The 15,013-nt window shown below is 72.9% G+C and carries 11 protein-coding genes and 1 pseudogene; 6 read left to right on the forward strand and 6 right to left on the reverse strand.

Annotation, left to right across the window (positions count from 1 at the left end):
• Nucleotides 1-37 precede the first annotated feature (37 nt).
• The 3 genes from glpK to QFZ64_RS07795 all read left to right on the forward strand — a co-directional run bounded on the left by glpK (nucleotide 38) and on the right by QFZ64_RS07795 (nucleotide 4,383).
• Nucleotides 38-1,576 carry a glycerol kinase GlpK gene (gene glpK, locus QFZ64_RS07785; RefSeq protein ID WP_307063705.1) on the forward strand — a complete coding sequence of 513 codons (1,539 nt, stop codon included), beginning with the start codon at nucleotides 38-40 and terminating at the stop codon, nucleotides 1,574-1,576.
• 9 nt (nucleotides 1,577-1,585) lie between these two features.
• Entirely contained in the window at nucleotides 1,586-3,202 is a 1,617-nt protein-coding gene (locus QFZ64_RS07790) for a glycerol-3-phosphate dehydrogenase/oxidase (protein WP_307063707.1), read from the forward strand.
• A 224-nt stretch (nucleotides 3,203-3,426) separates the two neighbouring features.
• Nucleotides 3,427-4,383 (forward strand): PAC2 family protein, encoded by a 957-nt coding sequence (locus tag QFZ64_RS07795; RefSeq protein ID WP_307063709.1) that lies wholly within the window; start codon nucleotides 3,427-3,429, stop codon nucleotides 4,381-4,383.
• 202 nt (nucleotides 4,384-4,585) lie between these two features.
• Here QFZ64_RS07795 and mshC read toward each other — a convergent pair whose 3' ends face one another.
• The 4 genes from mshC to QFZ64_RS07815 form a co-directional block, all read right to left on the reverse strand.
• Nucleotides 4,586-5,815: a cysteine--1-D-myo-inosityl 2-amino-2-deoxy-alpha-D-glucopyranoside ligase gene (gene mshC, locus QFZ64_RS07800; protein ID WP_307063711.1), complete on the reverse strand. Its 1,230-nt coding sequence runs from the start codon at nucleotides 5,813-5,815 to the stop codon at nucleotides 4,586-4,588.
• Between the two features lie 168 nt (nucleotides 5,816-5,983).
• Nucleotides 5,984-6,862 (reverse strand): SCO1664 family protein, encoded by an 879-nt coding sequence (locus QFZ64_RS07805; protein WP_373430567.1) that lies wholly within the window; start codon nucleotides 6,860-6,862, stop codon nucleotides 5,984-5,986.
• A gap of 4 nt (nucleotides 6,863-6,866) precedes the next feature.
• A complete protein-coding gene (locus QFZ64_RS07810) occupies nucleotides 6,867-7,457 on the reverse strand; it encodes a DUF3090 domain-containing protein (RefSeq protein ID WP_006141765.1) in 591 nt (196 codons plus the stop codon).
• Between the two features lie 66 nt (nucleotides 7,458-7,523).
• Nucleotides 7,524-8,252 (reverse strand): histidine phosphatase family protein, encoded by a 729-nt coding sequence (locus QFZ64_RS07815; RefSeq protein WP_307063714.1) that lies wholly within the window; start codon nucleotides 8,250-8,252, stop codon nucleotides 7,524-7,526.
• A gap of 166 nt (nucleotides 8,253-8,418) precedes the next feature.
• Here QFZ64_RS07815 and corA point away from each other — a divergent pair, with 166 nt between their 5' ends.
• Nucleotides 8,419-9,414: a magnesium/cobalt transporter CorA gene (gene corA / locus QFZ64_RS07820; protein WP_307063716.1), complete on the forward strand. Its 996-nt coding sequence runs from the start codon at nucleotides 8,419-8,421 to the stop codon at nucleotides 9,412-9,414.
• On the opposite strand, the gene QFZ64_RS07825 is transcribed toward corA, so the two are convergent.
• Nucleotides 9,392-10,174, reverse strand: a complete 783-nt coding sequence (locus QFZ64_RS07825) for a ferritin-like domain-containing protein (RefSeq protein ID WP_307063718.1) — start codon at nucleotides 10,172-10,174, stop codon at nucleotides 9,392-9,394. The genes corA and QFZ64_RS07825 overlap by 23 nt on opposite strands.
• A gap of 288 nt (nucleotides 10,175-10,462) precedes the next feature.
• A complete protein-coding gene (locus tag QFZ64_RS07830) occupies nucleotides 10,463-11,521 on the reverse strand; it encodes an LLM class F420-dependent oxidoreductase (RefSeq protein WP_307063720.1) in 1,059 nt (352 codons plus the stop codon).
• Nucleotides 11,522-11,692: 171 nt separating this feature from the next.
• On the opposite strand from QFZ64_RS07830, the pseudogene QFZ64_RS07835 reads away from it, so the two are divergent.
• Both QFZ64_RS07835 and QFZ64_RS07840 read left to right on the forward strand, forming a co-directional pair.
• Nucleotides 11,693-12,677 (forward strand): annotated as a pseudogene (locus tag QFZ64_RS07835) (aldo/keto reductase).
• Complete coding sequence (locus QFZ64_RS07840) at nucleotides 12,674-14,995, forward strand: helix-hairpin-helix domain-containing protein (protein ID WP_307063722.1); 2,322 nt, start codon at nucleotides 12,674-12,676, stop codon at nucleotides 14,993-14,995. Before QFZ64_RS07835 ends, QFZ64_RS07840 begins: the two are co-directional and overlap by 4 nt.
• Nucleotides 14,996-15,013: the final 18 nt, after the last annotated feature.

A 15,013-nucleotide genomic window follows, 5' to 3' on the forward strand; every position in this document is an offset into this window, starting at 1 on the left:
GCATCTCACGGAACCCACGCAACTCCAGGAGCACACAGTGACCGACGCACACACCACCGGGCCGTTCATCGCCGCCATCGACCAGGGCACGACCTCCTCGCGCTGCATCGTCTTCGACCGGGACGGCCGCATCGTCTCCGTCGACCAGAAGGAGCACGAGCAGATCTTCCCCAAGCCGGGCTGGGTCGAACACGACGCCACGGAGATCTGGACCAACGTCCAGGAGGTCGTCGCCGGAGCCGTCGAGAAGGCGGGCATCACCCGGGACGACATCAAGGCCATCGGCATCACCAACCAGCGCGAGACCACCGTGCTGTGGGACCGGAACACCGGTGAGCCGGTCCACAACGCGATCGTCTGGCAGGACACCCGCACCGACGCGCTGTGCCGGGAGCTCGGCCGCAACGTCGGTCAGGACCGCTTCCGCCGCGAGACCGGTCTCCCGCTGGCGTCCTACTTCGCCGGCCCCAAGGCCCGCTGGCTGCTCGACCACGTCGACGGCCTCAAGGAGCGCGCAGAACGCGGAGACATCCTCTTCGGTACGATGGATTCCTGGGTCATCTGGAACCTGACCGGCGGTGCCGACGGCGGCCGGCACGTCACGGACGTCACCAACGCCTCCCGCACTCTGCTGATGAACCTGCACACCATGGCGTGGGACGAGAAGATCGCCGAGTCCATCGGCGTTCCGACGGCGATGCTGCCCGAGATCCGCTCCTCCGCCGAGGTCTACGGCGAGATCAAGGGCGGCAGGCTCGGTGATCTGCTCGGCGGCATCCCCGTCGCCTCCGCGCTCGGCGACCAGCAGGCGGCCCTGTTCGGACAGACCTGTTTCGCCGAGGGCGAGACGAAGTCCACCTACGGCACCGGCACCTTCATGGTGATGAACACCGGCGACAAGCTGATCAACTCCTACAGCGGCCTGCTGACCACCGTCGGTTACAAGATCGGCGACCAGAAGACGGTGTACGCCCTGGAGGGTTCGATCGCCGTCACAGGCTCCCTGGTGCAGTGGATGCGCGACCAGATGGGCCTGATCTCCACCGCCGCCGAGATCGAGACCCTCGCGCTGACCGTCGAGGACAACGGCGGCGCCTACTTCGTACCGGCCTTCTCCGGCCTGTTCGCCCCGTACTGGCGCTCCGACGCCCGCGGTGTGATCGCCGGCCTGACCCGGTACGTCACCAAGGCGCACCTCGCGCGCGCCGTCCTGGAGGCCACCGCCTGGCAGACGCGGGAGATCGCCGACGCCATGACCAAGGACTCGGGCGTGGAGCTCACCGCGCTCAAGGTCGACGGCGGCATGACCTCCAACAACCTGCTGATGCAGTACCTCGCCGACGTGCTGGACGCGCCCGTGGTGCGCCCGATGGTCGCCGAGACCACCTGCCTCGGCGCCGCCTACGCCGCCGGCCTGGCCGTCGGCTTCTGGAACAGCACCGACGACCTGCGCGCCAACTGGCGCCGGGCCGCCGAGTGGACCCCGAACATGGACGCGGACACCCGCGACCGTGAGTACAAGAACTGGCTCAAGGCCGTCGAGCGGACCATGGGCTGGCTCGAGGACGAGGAGTAAGTAGCAGCCATGACCAGTCAGTCCACCCTGCAGTCCGTGCCTGCCCTCGGTACGCACCCGGCCACCGGCACGGGTCCGAGCCGGGCGGAGACCCGGGAGCAGCTCTCCAAGGCGACGTACGACCTTCTCGTGATCGGCGGCGGCATCCTGGGCATCTCCACCGCCTGGCACGCCGCGCAGTCCGGGCTCAGGGTGGCACTGGTCGACGCCGGCGACTTCGCCGGTGCCACCTCCTCCGCCTCCTCCAAGCTTCTCCACGGCGGTCTGCGCTATCTGCAGACCGGCGCGGTGAAGCTGGTGGCGGAGAACCACTTCGAGCGCCGCGCCGTCTCCCGCCAGGTGGCCCCCCACCTGGCCAACCCGCTCACGTTCTACCTCCCCGTGTACAAGGGCGGGCCGCACGGCGCGGCCAAGCTCGGGGCGGGCGTCTTCGCCTACTCCGCGCTCTCCGCGTTCGGCGACGGCGTGGGCCACCTGCTCAGCCCGGCCAAGGCCGCGCAGGACGTGCCCGAGCTGCGCACGGAGAACCTCAAGGCCGTCGCCGTCTACGGGGACGACCAGATGAACGACGCGCGGATGGCGCTGATGACGGTCCGCGCGGCCGTCGACGCCGGCGCCGTCGTCCTCAACCACGCCGAGGTGACCGGACTGCGCTTCACCCGGGGCCGGGTCACCGGTGCCGAGCTGAAGGACCGGCTCTCCGGCCACGAGTTCGGCACCGACGCGCGGCTGGTGCTCAATGCCACCGGCCCCTGGGTGGACCACCTGCGGCGGATGGAGGACGCCGGTGCGGCGCCGTCCATCCGGCTGTCCAAGGGCGCGCACCTGGTGCTCAAGCGCACCGCCCCGTGGAAGGCCGCGCTCGCCACCCCCATCGACAAGTACCGCATCACCTTCGCCCTCCCCTGGGAGGACATGCTGCTGCTCGGCACCACCGACGAGAGTTACGAGGGCGATCCGGGCGAGGTCGCCGTCAACGAGAAGGACATCGCGCAGATCCTGGACGAGGCCGCGTTCTCCGTCCGCGACCAGCAGCTCGACCGTGACCTCATCACCTACTCCTTCGCCGGTCTGCGGGTGCTGCCGGGCGGCCCCGGCGACACCGCGAAGGCCAAGCGGGAGACGGTGGTCACCGAGGGCCGGGGCGGCATGCTGTCCGTCGCGGGCGGCAAGTGGACGACGTTCCGGCACATCGGCCGCACGGTGATGAAGAAGCTGGAGGCCCTGCCCGGCCGCCCGCTGGGCGAGGACTTCGAGCCGATCGCCTCGCTGCCGAAGAAACTGCCGCTGCCCGGCATAGCCAACCCGCGCGCGGTCGCCCACCGGCTGCTCGTGGACCGGCCGGAGCCCGCCTCCCGGATGGCCCCCGAGACCGCCCGGCACCTGGCCACCCACTACGGCTCGCTGGCCTTCGACATCGCCCGGCTGGCCAACGAGGACCCGGCGCTGGCCGAGCGGATCCACCCGGACGCGCCCGAGATCTGGGCGCAGGTCGTGTGGGCCCGGGACCACGAGTGGGCCGAGACCGAGGACGACGTGCTGCGCCGCCGGACCACCCTGACGATCCGCGGGCTGGCCACGGACGAGATCCGGTCCCGGGTGCGGGAGCTGCTCGACGGCAAGTGACCAAAGTCTCCGGCCCGCTGCCGGGCGGCGAGGGGCGGCTCCCGGCGGGGGCCGCCCCTCGGGCATGGCGGCCGGGGGCGCGGGTACGGGGCGACGATCAAGGTGTTCGAGCCCGTCGAACGGGGCAGTCATCCGTTCACTCAGCGGTGCACGGGGCTGCGGTGACGGCGGCACGGGGCCGTAAGGTTGGGGCGTACGTCAGGCACGTCGGAAGGAGGCGCTGGGTGATCGAGCTCGAGGGGGTTCCCGAGCTGATCGACCCGGTCATGGTGGCCGCGTTCGAGGGCTGGAACGATGCCGGCGACGCCGCCTCCACCGCGGTCGCGCATCTGGACAGGGAATGGAAGGGCGAGGTGTTCGCGGCGCTGGACGCCGAGGACTACTACGACTTCCAGGTCAACCGCCCCACGGTGTTCCTGGAGGACGGGGTCCGTAAGGTCACATGGCCCACGACCCGGCTCTCGGTGGTCCGCATCGGCGGGGACAGACCGCGTGACCTGGTGCTGGTGCGCGGGATCGAGCCGTCGATGCGATGGCGCTCGTTCTGCAACGAACTGCTCGCCTTCGCGCACGAGCTCGGCGTGGAGATGGTCGTCATCCTGGGCGCGCTGCTCGGCGACACCCCGCACACGCGGCCGGTTCCGGTCAGCGGAGTGACGTCGGACGCGGAACTCGCTCAGCGGCTGGACCTGGAGGAGACCAAGTACGAGGGTCCGACGGGCATCGTCGGCATCCTCCAGGAGGCGTGCACGCACGCGGGTGTGCCGGCGGTGTCGCTGTGGGCGGCGGTGCCGCACTACGTGTCGCAGCCGCCGAACCCGAAGGCGGCGCTGGCGCTGCTCAACCGGCTGGAGGACCTCATCGACGTCCGCATCCCGCAGGGTGAGCTGCCGGAGGACGCGCGGGCGTGGCAGACGGGGGTGGACCAGCTCGCGGCGGAGGACAGCGAGGTCGCGGAGTACGTGCAGACGCTGGAGGAGGCGCGGGACACGGCGGAGCTGCCGGAGGCGTCGGGAGAGGCGATCGCGCGGGAGTTCGAGCGGTATCTGCGGCGGCGGGACGGGGGGACGGCGGGTGGGCCGACGGCCGGACCGTTCGGCGGCCCGGCCGGAGGGGGCCGCGGGCGGGCCCCCAGACCTCCGCGCGCGGAGGACGGCGACGAGGACTCCCCGGAGGAGTGACGGCCGGGGGCCGGGTCTCTCTTCCTCGCCCCCGCCGCCCCTGCCCTTCCCGTCCCTTCAAGGGACCCTGCCCCTTTCACCCCGGACGTGCGGGTGAGTGGGTGGTTGCTCGCGCGGTTCCCCGCGCCCCTGTCAGGGGCGCGGGGAACCGCGCGAGCTTTTCGGGGTCCGGGGGCGAAAAACCCTCGCACGCCCCTCCGTCCTACAGGGCCACGCCCAGCAGCGCGTCCACCGCGCGGGAGACGACCCCTGGGGCGGACTCGTCCGTGCCCCCGGTCTCCTCCTGACGGGCGGCCCACCGGTCGACCGCAGCCAGCGCCTCCGGCGCGTTCAGATCGTCCGCGAGCGCCTCGCGTATCTCGTCCACCAGCTCCTCCGCCGCCGGCCCGTCCGGCCGCGACACGGCCGCCCGCCACCGCTCCAGCCGTGCGACCGCGTCCCGCAGCACCTGGTCCGTCCACTCCCAGTCGGAGCGGTAGTGGTGCGCGTGCAGCGCGAGCCGGATCGCGGCGGGGTCGACGCCCTCGCGCCGCAGCCGGGAGACGAAGACCAGGTTGCCCTTGGACTTCGACATCTTCTCCCCGTCGAGGGCCACCATCCCGGCGTGCACGTACGCCTTGGCCATGGGGAACTCGCCGGTGAGCACCTGGGCGTGCGAGGCGCCCATCTCGTGGTGCGGGAACGCGAGGTCGGACCCGCCGCCCTGCACGTCGAAGCCCATCCCGAGGTGGTCCAGGGCGATGGCCACGCACTCGATGTGCCAGCCGGGCCGGCCCCGCCCGAGCGAGCCGCCGTCCCAGCTCGGCTCCCCCTCCCGCGCCGTCATCCAGAGCATGGGGTCGAGGGGGTTCTTCTTCCCGGGGCGCTCGGGGTCGCCGCCCCGCTCGGCGGAGAGCAGCCGCATCGCCGCGGCGTCCAGGTTCGAGACCTGGCCGAAGTGGGGGTCGGACTCGACGGAGAAGTAGACGTCGCCCTCGAGGTCGTAGGCGGCGCCCAGTTCCCGGAGCCGCTCGACGAGCGGGACGATCCCGGGTATCGCCTCCACCGCGCCGATGTAGTGCCGCGGCGGCAGCATCCGCAGCGCGGTCATGTCCTCGCGGAAGAGCGCGGTCTCCTTCTCGGCGAGTGCGGTCCAGTCGACGCCGTCGCGCTCGGCGCGCTCCAGCAGGGGGTCGTCGACGTCCGTCACGTTCTGGACGTAGTGAACCTGGCGCTTGGTGTCGAGCCACACACGCTGTACGAGGTCGAACGCGTTGTAGGTCGCCGCGTGCCCCATGTGGGTGGCGTCGTACGGCGTGATGCCGCACACGTAGAGACGGGCGACGGGACCGGGCTGGAGGGCGACCGGACCGCCGGTGGCGGTGTCGTGGATCCTCAGGTCGCGGCCCTGACCAGGCAGGGCGGGGACCTCGGAAGCGGGCCAGGCATGCATGTCATGAGCCTAACCGGATGGATGTTCCCTGCACGAACCGGATCGGGCGAGAGGACGGTGAGTTGACCGGGAAGCCGTTCTTGCGCGGTGCGCCCCCGATGTGCAGAGGTGACCGGCCGCCCGGTTCGCCCCGGTGCGCCCGGACCGGACATCCTCGCACCGGCATCCTCACACCGGCGGCCACGGGATCGCCGGCCACTCCCCGCCCGGCTCCGGGTGCCGCCCCGACGCCAGGAGTGCCTCGACCCGGGCGCGGGTGGCCCCGACCTCCGCCGGGGTGAGCAGCTCGCCCAGCCGACGGGCCAGCGCTCCGCCCTCTCCGAGCCCCTCCCGCAGGCCCCGCAGGACGTCCAGGGCCTCGTCGGTCAGGGTCTCGCCGGCCCAGCCCCACAGCAGGGTGCGCAGCTTGTTCTCGACGTTGAAGGTGACGCCGTGGTCGATGCCGTACAGGCACTCCCCGTCGGCGGGCAGCAGGTGGCCGCCCTTGCGGTCGGCGTTGTTGATCACGGCGTCGAGGACGGCGAGCCGCCGCAGGCGTACGTCGTCGGCGTGCACGAGGAGCGCGGTGCGGCCCTCCTCGACCTCGGCGAAGCCGATCGCCTTCCAGCCGGGCTCCGGTTCCTCGGCGTCCACCAGGGCGAGCAGGTCGGACTCCGGCAGGACCTCTATCCAGAGCTGGCACATGCCCTCGCCGTAGGGCCCCTCGCGCAGCACCGTGGGCGGCACGAGGGACCAGCCGGTCGCCTGGGAGACCTCGTAGGCGGCGACCTCGCGCTCGGCCAGGGTGCCGTCGGGGAAGTCCCACAGCGGCCGCTCCCCCGCCACGGGCTTGTAGACGCAGGCGGCCTCCTGCCCGTCGAGCGCGACCGTGCAGTACAGCGCCGCGTTGGAGGCGTCGCGGATCCGGCCGCGCACGGTCAGCTCGCCCTCGGTCAGCAGCCGTACGGCGTCGGCGGCCGTTGCGGGGCCGGTCGCCGGGGTCGCGCGATCGTCCGCAGGGGCGCCCGCGGCCGTCGTTCCGAGGCCGGCCTCGTCGCTGGTGGTCACGTCGTCACGCTCCGCGGCGGTATCCGTTCTGGCGCGGACATACATGTCCTTCCGGGTCGAGCGGGAGGCTGCACAGCGGGCACGGCGGCCGCCCGGCGTTGACGACCTCCAGGGCACGCTTGGCGAACGCCCTGGCCTGCGCCCCGGTGAGCCGGACGCGGAGCATCGGCGGGCCGTTCTCCTCGTCCTGGAGCAGCCGCTCCTCGGCCTCCGCCAGGTCCTCCTCGGACTCGGCGTCCAGTTCCACCAGCGCCTGTGCCTCGACGATCATGCGCTCCTCGTCGCCGTCCCAGGCCAGCGCCATGGTGCCGACCCGGAACTCCTCCTCCACCGGCGTCTCGAGCGGCTCGGTGTCGGTGACCTCGGAGGGGGTCACGGCGGGCACCGCCGCGTTGCCCCCACTGCGTCGCACGACCTCGTCGAGGAGTTCGTCCATGCGTTCGGCGAGCGCGGCGACCTGGGTCTTCTCCAGGGCCACGCTGGTCACCCGGGTCCCGGCGATGGCCTGCAGGAAGAAGGTACGGCGCCCGGGCAACCCGACCGTACCGGCCACGAAGCGGTCCGGTGGGTCGTAGAGGAACACCTGACGGGACACGTCCTGTCTCCATTGCTTGACAACTACTGCGCTGTTTCGACCGCTTCACCCTACTGCGGCCGACGATCACGGTGCGCCAGCACCGCCCCCGACGGTGGCGTCGCTCCCGCCCGTGTCCTCGCCCGCGCCCCCACCCGTGCCGCCGTCTCCGGCCGGCGCGCGTTCCGGCGGCACCAGAGACGCGAGGTCCCCGGTGTCGCCGAGCCGCACGAGAAATGGCCTCAGCCGGGTGTAACGGATCGCGGTGATGGAACAAGGTTCAACAGAGATCCGCTGGAAGAGGTCGAGATGAAGTCCGAGCGCGTCGGCGACGAGCGACTTGATGATGTCGCCGTGCGAGCACATCAGGTAGACGGCGTCGGCGCCGTGGTCGCGCTCCACCCGGGCGTTCCACTCGCGCACGGCCTCCGCGGCGCGGGTCTGCATGGCCCGCATGGACTCGCCCCCGGGGAACGCGGCCGCGGAGGGGTGCGACTGGACGACCTCCATCAGGGGTTCGTCGGCCAGTTCGGCGAGCTTGCGGCCGGACCAGTCGCCGTAGCGGCACTCGCCGATCCGGTCGTCGCTGTGCGCGCTCAGGCCGCGGGCCTCCAGGAGCGGCCGCATGGTCTCCTGGCAGCGCTGCAGCGGGCTGGTGACGATCTCGGCGATGGGGATGCCGTCCAGCCGGCCGGGCAGGGCGGCCGCTTGGGCGGCGCCGCGCTCGTCGAGGGCGACGCCGGGGGTCCACCCGGCGAGCAGTCCCGAGGCGTTGGCGGTGGAGCGTCCGTGCCGTACGAGGATCAACGTGGGCATGGCGTCCAGCCTAGGTCCTGCCGCTCCCCCGTCCGCCGCCCGCCCGTCTCCCCGGTCCGCTCCCCGCCCGTCTTCCGCGTCCGCACCCGCTCACCCCCGTCCGCTTCCATCCGCTTTCATCCGCTTCCGCCGGTTCCGTATCCGTTCCGAGAGGGGAACACCTTCAGTGATCGTCGACTGTGCCATCTACCGCGACGGACGCCGTTCCGAGGGGCCGGAGGACCTCTCGGACGCGCTCGCGAACGCGCGGGCCGCGGGCGGCTTCGTGTGGATCGGGCTGCACGAGCCGACGGAACAGGAGTTCTCGAAGGTCGCCGAGGAGTTCGGACTGCACCCACTGGCCGTGGAGGACGCGCTCAAGGCGCACCAGCGGCCGAAACTGGAGGTGTACGACGACTCGCTGTTCATGGTGCTCAAGCCGGTGGTGTACGAGCCCGAGAGCGACTCCGTCTCCAGTGGCGAGGTGATGATCTTCCTCGGTGACGGGTTCGTGGTGACGGTCCGGCACGGCGAGGGCGCGCCCCTCGGTGTCGTGCGCAAGCGGCTGGAGCAGCAGCCGGAGATGCTCGGCAAGGGACCGACGGCGGTGCTGTACGCCCTGGCGGACGCCTCGGTCGACCACTACCTGGACGTGGCGACGGAGCTGGGGACCGACCTGGAGGAGCTGGAGGCGGAGGTCTTCTCGCCGGACGGCGGGGGCTCACGGAACACGGCCTCGCGGATCTACAACTTCAAGCGGCAGATCCTGGAGTTCCGCCGGGCCACCAACCCGCTGGCGCTGCCGCTCAACCGGCTGGCGAACATCGGTTCGTTCGGCGACGCGCTGCCGTACGTGGACGACTCCGCACGGCCCTTCTTCCGTGACGTCAGCGACCACCTCACGCGCGTCAACGAGTCGGTGGAGGGCCTGGACCGGCTGGTCTCGGACATCCTCTCGGCGCATCTGGCGCAGATGAGCGTCCGGCAGAACGACGACATGCGCAAGATCTCCGCCTGGGCGGCGATGGCCGCGGTCCCCACGATGATCGCGGGGATCTACGGCATGAACTTCGAACACATGCCCGAGCTGCACTGGATCTGGGCGTACCCGGCGGTGATCGCGCTGATGGTGGTCCTGGAACTGCTGCTGTACCGGCAGTTCAAGCGGCGGGGATGGTTGTAGGCCCGCCCAGTGCGTCACGGCGTGCGGGCATCCGCAGGGCGACCATGCGCCGTCGGCCGATCAGCAGTTCGTACGCGTACGTCACGTGGATCCCGGCGCCCAGCACCGCCCCCCTGGCCCGGGACCAGCCGAGGATGCGGCCCATGTGACGCATGACGGCGAGGCTGACGTCCCGGTGGACGCGGATCTCCGCGCGGGCGTACGTGTGGAGCGTGCGCCGGATCGCGCGCTCGTGGCCCGCGCGGGCGAGCCGCAGCAGTTCCTCGTGGCAGTAGGCGAGGTGGTTGTCCTCGTCCTGGGAGATCATGCGGACCGCCCGGCCGAGGTCGGGGTGGTCGGCGAAATGCCTGCGCAGCAGCTCCATCTGCTCGGAGGCGCGCTGCTCGGTGACGCGGCTGTGCGCCAGGTAGGTGACGATGTCCCGCACGGTGAGCGGCTGCTCGGTCCTCAGCCTCTCGTGGGACAGACCGATGCCGCGCCGTTCCAGGAGCATCGTGTAGTCCGTCTCGGCGGGGACCTCGACGGGGGCGAGGCCGCGCTTGTTGAGCAGGGCGTGGAAGATCCGCCCGTGTTTGTCCTCGTCTGCGCCGTGCCGGGCGATCTTCGGGGCGAGCGCCCGCTCCCCCGGCGGGACGAGCGCGGCGATACGGGCGTTCTCCCAGCCGCCCTGGGCCTCGCCGCCGGCCGCGATCGAGCAGAGGAGCCGGAACGATTCGTCGTTGTCGACGATCTCTCGGAAGAGACTCTTGGTCGAAAGCACGTCTGCACACCTCTCTGGTCACGGCGAGCCGCCGGAACCGAGTCAAGGCGGACAGCGCGGCGCGGGCAACAGACGTGTCGGCCGACTCCGCCCAACGGAGGAGGGCCTTGGGGCCATCGCGCGTAACCGGTGGGTGCCCGGCGCGTTGTCACTCGCGACGGCCGTGGCGGGGAGGCCCCCGAGCCCCCACCACGGCCGTGATGCAGGGGAACCCTTGTGAGCAGGGGCCCGCATCGTCCCCGGGGGCTCCACCCCGGACCCCTGCGGGTTGCGCGGTTCCCCGCCCCGCTACTGTGCGAGCCCGGCGCGCTCCAGTGCCTCTGTGCCGGCGCGGAGGGCGGCCAGGCGCTCGTCGAGGGTGAAGCCGGCGGGGGCCAGGGTGAGGGTGGTGACGCCGGCGGCCGCGTACTCCTTCATCCGGTCGGCGATGCGGTCGACGGAGCCGAGCAGGGTGGTGCGGTCGATCAGCTCGTGCGGTACGGCGGCCGCGGCGCCCTGCTTGTCGCCGGACAGGTACTTGTCCTGGATCTCGGCGGCCTCCCGCTCGTAGCCCATGCGGCCGGCGAGCCGGTTGTAGAAGTTCTGCTTGCGGCTGCCCATGCCGCCGACGTACAGCGCGGTGTAGGGGCGGAAGGTGTCGGCGAGCGCGGTGACGTCCTTGTCCTCGCCGAGGGCCAGCGGCACGGTCGGGCAGACGTCGAAGCCGTCGAGGGTCTTGCCGGCCTTCTCCCGGCCGGCCCGCAGGTGGCGGATCGCGGTGTCCTCCAGGTGCTCGGCGGAGGGGAAGATGAGCAGCGCGCCGTCGGCGATCTCGCCGGTCTGTTCGAGGTTCTTCGGGCCGATGGCGGCGATGTAGAGCGGAATGTGGGTGCGCTGCGGGTGCACGGTGAGCTTGATCGGCTTGCCGGGACCGTCGGGCAGCGGCAGCGTCCAGTGCTCGCCCTCGAACGTCAGCCGCTCTCGGGTCATGGCCCTGCGGACGATCTCGACGTACTCGCGGGTCCGGGCCAGCGGCTTGTCGAACCTGACGCCGTACCAGCCCTCGGAGACCTGCGGGCCGGAGACGCCGAGGCCCAGCCGGAAGCGGCCGCCGGAGAGGGAGTCGAGGGTGGCGGCGGTCATGGCCGTCATCGCCGGCTGGCGGGCCGGGATCTGGAAGATGGCCGAGCCGACGTCGATGCGTTCGGTTCGGGCGGCGACCCAGGTGAGCACGGTGGCCGCGTCGGAGCCGTACGCCTCGGCGGCCCAGCAGACCGCGTAGCCGAGCCGGTCGGCCTCCTGGGCGACGGCGAGGTTGTCGGCGTCCATTCCGCCGCCCCAGTAACCGAGGTTGATGCCGAGCCGCATACGGTTCCCCTTACTGATCAGTAACGTCCCTTGCGGGAACAGTAGCGCGCACCCGTCCCCGGCGGCAGCCGGTCACGTCACGAGGCGGTGGTCGCGCCGCGGTGCCGAGTGCGGATCCCGGTTGTCCACAGGCCCCCCACGTGCACGTCCCGGCCAGTAATGTCGGCGTTCATGGAGCAGAGGCATCTCGGCCGCACCGGTCTGCGTGTGTCCCGTATCGGGCTCGGCACCCTGACGTGGGGCCGCGGCACCGACGAGCACGACGCGGCGGATCTGTTGAAGGTGTTCTGGGAGGCGGGCGGCACCCTGGTGGACACCGCCGACGTCTACGGCGACGGCGAGGCCGAATACCTGCTCGGCCGGCTCACGGAAGGGCTCGTTCCCCGGCGCGACCTGGTCATCTCCACGAAGGCCGGCAGCGTCGCGGATCCCGAACGGCGGTCCGACGGCTCCCGCGGTCATCTGCTGCCCGCCCTGGACGCCTCGCTCGCCCGGCTGGGCACGGACTACGTCGACGTGTGGCACGTGCACGCCTTCGACCCGTACACGCCGCTGGAGGAGACGCTCGGGGCACTCGACCTGGCGGGTCAGCAGCGGGCGGGCGCGGTACGCGGGCGTGTCCGACTTCTGCGGCTGGCAACTGGCCAAGGCGGCGACCTGGCAGCTCGCCGCGCCGGGGGTGCGGACCCGGATCGGCAGTACGCAGATGGAGTACTCGCTGCTCCAGCGCGGCGTCGAGCGTGAGGTGCTGCCGGCCGCGCTGGACCTCGGGGTGGGGCTGCTGCCCTCCTCGCCGCTCGGCCGGGGCGTCCTGACCGGCAAGTACCGGGACGGCAACCCCCCCGGTTCGCGGGCTTCCTCGGAGCGTCTGGCCCCGTTCGTCGCGCCGTATCTGGACGACGCCGCGAGCCGCATCGTCGACGCGGTGCGCACGGCGGCGGACGGCCTGTCGGCGACGCCGCTCCAGGTGGCGCTCGCCTGGGTCCGGGACCGCCCCGGAGTGGTCGCCCCGATCGTCGGCGCGCGCACGGCGCAGCAGCTCACGGCGGCGTTGTCAGTGGAGACGCTTAGTCTTCCGGACGAGATCTGCCGGGCGCTGGACGATGTGTCGGCCCCGGTGCACCGTTATCCCGATCACGACTGGAGCACGCTGTGAGCACGGACCCCGAGACCACGGAGACGGCCGCGGATACGGCGGAGCCGGCGGACTCGGCCACGCCGGCCGGGTCGGTCGAGTCGGGCGACATGGGTGAGTCGGGCGAGTCCGCCGAGCCGGTCGGCGCGTCCGGGGGCGCGGAGGGCGCCGAGGGCTCGGCCGCGCGGTTGTCCGAAACCGAGGCCGAGCTGGAGGCGCAGCGGCTGGAGCGGGAGCGGATCGAGAAGCGGAAGGCCGCCAAGCGGGGCCCGGTGGAGAGCGGGGCCAAGCTCAGCGGCACGGCCGCGGACCTGCTGGCCGCCGTGCGGGCGGTGGAGAGCGGGGCCAAGCCGGTGGCCAGTGCGTTCAGCGAGCCGCCGCCGGCCCCGCGCAGGGCCGCGCCCGAGGCCGTACGGGAGCCCCGGCAGCCCGTGGCGCCGACGGCCGCCCCGGCGGCGGTACCGGTGCCGGACGGGGAGGCCGTCGCGGCGGTCCGGGCGGTGCTCGCCGAGGGGGGCGCCCCGGCCGCGCTGGCGCCGGGTGCCGCCGCCGCGCTCGGGGCGGGCGCCGAAGGACTGCTGCGCGAAGACCCCTGGCAACTGCTGCGCATGCCGGGCGTGCGGCCGGAGCAGGCCGACGGGTTCGCCCGCGCTCTGCTGGGCGCGGAGGCGGGGCCGGGCGACGAGCGGCGGGGCCGCGCGGTCACCGGGTGGCTGCTGGAACAGGCGGCGCTCGCCGGGCACACGGCGCTGGAGCTGCCCGCGCTGCTCACCGCACTCGGGCGGTACGCGGTGCCGGATCCGGACGCCGCGGTGCGGGAGGCCCTCGCGGAGGGCGAGGCGCTGGTGTTCCAGGACGCCCTCGACCAGCCCAGCGGGGCCGCGCCGAAGCCCGCGGAGGGCGAGGCCGTCCGGGGGGAAGACGGCGGGGAGGGCGAGGAGACCGAGGAGGGGCGGGAACGTCCGGTACGTGTCCTGGTCGGACTCGAACGGTACGCGCTGGCCGAGGAGAGCCTGGCCGACGGTCTCGGCCGGATCGTGAACTCCGTGCCGAAGCAGGACGGGCCGGCCGAGGGCTGGGAGCGGGCGGCCGAGGCCGCGGGGCGGTCCGCGGCGGAGCTGATCCGGGCCGTCGCCGGGCACGGGCTGGTGCTGCACACCGGCGGGGAGGCCTCGCGGCAGGAGACGGCGGCGCTGCTGCGGGCGGCGTCGGAGCTGGGACTGCGGGCGTGGGGGGCGACGCACGGTGCGGGCGGCCGTGAGCGCCTCGGCGCGCAGGTGGCCGGGGGCGGCGCGGTCGGTTCCGCCAGTCCCGCCGACTCTGCCGGTCCTTCCCGTTCCGCCGTCATGGGCGAACCGGTCGGCGGTTCCGCGGGTGACACGCGAAGTGGTGTGGTCACGGTGGCGGATCTGCTGTCCGGGGCGCCGGGCGGGCCGGGCCGGGACGCCGAGGGGACGTTCGCCCTCGACCTGCTCGTGGTGCTGGACGCGCCGCAGCTCGACGTGGAGACGGCGGCGCTGCTGGTGGAGTCGATGCCGGACGGGGCGCGGCTGGTCCTCTCCGGTGACCCGGGGGTGCTGTGGTCGGCCGGGCCCGGGCGGGTCTTCGCGGACCTGCTGGCGGCGCGGATCTGTCCGCAGGTCGCCTCGCGCACCCCGGACCCCGGTCCGCTCGGCGAGCTGGTCTCGGGAATCGGCATCGGGGAGCTCAACCAGGTGGCGGCGCCCGGCAAGGAAGTGGTGATCGTGCCGGTGCGGGACGCGGGAGAGGCGGTGCACCGGACCGTGCAACTGGTCGCGGACTCCGTGCCGCGCGCCATCGGCGTACCGCCCGAGGAGACGGTGGTCGTGACGCCGGGGCACGGCGGCGCGGTGGGGACGCGGGTGCTGAACGCCGCGCTGAAGGAGCGGCTCAACCCCGGGCCGGGTCGGTTCGACGGGTTCGACCCCGGGGACCGGGTGGTCTACACGGCGGGGCCGGGACGGGCGGTGCCGGGCCGTGTCGTCGGCGCGGACACGGACGGGCTGCGGCTGGAGTGCGCGGGGCTGCCGGTGGCGGTGGACCGGGAGCGGGTGGAGCAGGTGGTACGGCACGGGTGGGCGCTGACCGCGCACCAGGCGGTCGGGGAACGGTGGCCGGCGGTGGTCGCGGTGCTGCCCGGGGACGCGGTGCCGGCGTTGTCGCGGCCGTGGGTGTACACGGCCTTCGGGCGGGCGGAGCGGCATCTGTCCGTGGTGCACGGGGTGGAGCAGGCGTTGCCGCGGGCGGTGGCGGAGGTCCCGGCCAAGCCGCGGACGACGAGGCTGGGGGTGTTGCTGGGGACGGGCGCCGAGCGCTGAGGACGCCGCAGGGGGCGC

The sequence above is a fragment of the Streptomyces sp. B3I8 genome (genome assembly GCF_030816915.1).
Lineage (GTDB): Bacteria > Actinomycetota > Actinomycetes > Streptomycetales > Streptomycetaceae > Streptomyces.

Coding starts and splice junctions, on each gene's coding strand:
- QFZ64_RS07790 (WP_307063707.1), top strand. CDS start 1,586: ATGACCAGTCAGTCCACCCTGCAGTCCGTGCCTGCCCTCGGTACGCAC.
- mshC (WP_307063711.1), bottom strand. CDS start 5,815: ATGCATGCCTGGCCCGCTTCCGAGGTCCCCGCCCTGCCTGGTCAGGGC.
- QFZ64_RS07815 (WP_307063714.1), bottom strand. CDS start 8,252: ATGCCCACGTTGATCCTCGTACGGCACGGACGCTCCACCGCCAACGCC.
- QFZ64_RS07830 (WP_307063720.1), bottom strand. CDS start 11,521: ATGCGGCTCGGCATCAACCTCGGTTACTGGGGCGGCGGAATGGACGCC.